This window comes from Arthrobacter rhamnosi, assembly GCF_054510975.1.
Genome location: NZ_JBTNDN010000014.1, coordinates 1 through 1365, shown reverse-complemented (window position 1 = coordinate 1365; position 1365 = coordinate 1). Strand labels below are relative to the sequence as shown.

Annotated in this window: 2 protein-coding genes; both read left to right on the top strand. The window is 64.3% G+C overall.

What is annotated here, in order from left to right:
* On the top strand, positions 1-101 hold a 101-nt coding region (locus tag ACX80J_RS16725; protein WP_459348560.1), incomplete at its 5' end, for a hypothetical protein.
* Positions 102-190: 89 nt separating this feature from the next.
* On the top strand, positions 191-1365 hold a 1175-nt coding region (locus ACX80J_RS16720; protein WP_459348559.1), incomplete at its 3' end, for a lysozyme.

Sequence of the window (1365 nt, the reverse complement as noted above, 5' to 3'; positions counted from 1 at the left end):
CCACCAGCAACCAGACCTGCCCCACCAGCACCAAATGCACCCAGACCTTCCAACACGGAACACTCACCTGGACCCCCACCACAGGCGTCAAACGAACCTGACCCCACCACATGCGCCACGGATCGACGAGCACGCGTGATCCCCGTGCGGCCCTGAACACATAGGTGATTTCACAGTGACAACCAAACGAATGCCCACAGCAACCCGTCTCTCCCTGCTGCTCGCAGCGATACTCGTTCTTCCCCTCGCTCCTTCGTCGGTGTCCCCTGCCAGGGCGGTCCAGGACGGCGACGTAGCCCCACTGGTCGCTCCCACGACGGACGGGGTCCCCCCCGCCGTCGACAAGGCATCTCCCGACAGCACGACGGCCTCTCCTGCCAAGGTCGTTCTTCCCCCTGAGGCCGAGGAGACGGAGCAGCAGGGGGAAGCCACCGTCGCCACGCCGGAAGTGAGGAACGCTTCCATGGGGCAGGGGCTCGCGCGGATAGCCGAGTCGGGCGATCCGCAGATCCCACGCGCGGCGGAATCGCGGGAGGGTTTCCTGAGCGGGCGGGAGGACGTCGAGTCAGCATCCGAGATTGGCGCTGCCGCAACGAACTACTGGAATCCCGGTGGAGTCCTAGGCGTGGATGTGAGCAGCCACCAGGGAAGGTTCGTCGACTGGACAGCGGCTTCGAGCTACGGTGCCCGCTTCGCCTACGTGAAAGCGACGGAGAACACCGACTACGCCAATCCGTACTTCTCGGACCAGTATGAGGGCGCTGCGGCGGCGGGCATGTACAGGGGTGCGTATCATTTCGCCCTGCCCAACCTGTCCTCAGGGTCGGCGCAGGCCTCGTTCTTCGTTCAGAACGGTGGAGGATGGAGCGCTGACGGCATGACCCTTCCACCTCTCCTCGACGTCGAATTCAATCCCTACACGTCGCTGGGCAACACCTGCTACAACATGGCGCCGTCCCAGATGGTCGCCTGGATTGCTGACTTCTCCCGGCAGATGCAGGTGTTGACCGGCAGAAAACCGATGATCTACACGACCGCCAGCTGGTGGAACCAGTGCACGGGCAACTCCACCGCGTTCGGCGACCACGCGCTCCACGTCGCGCGCTACGGCACGACCACCCCCGGCATCATGCCCAGCGGCTGGACCCGGCAGGACGTGTGGCAGTACACGGACGGCGGGCCGGTCATCGGCGACTGGAACCAGTGGAACGGAGACCTCGCAAGCCTGCAGGCCTTTGCCAGGAATGATGGGACTTCGACGTCTTCGCTTGCTGCGGCGGCTATTTCCGCGGTTGTTGCTTCTTCTTCCCAGCTCGGGGAGGTGAGCTCCGGTGTTGTCTGTGGCCTGGTCGGTGGAGGTTGCTA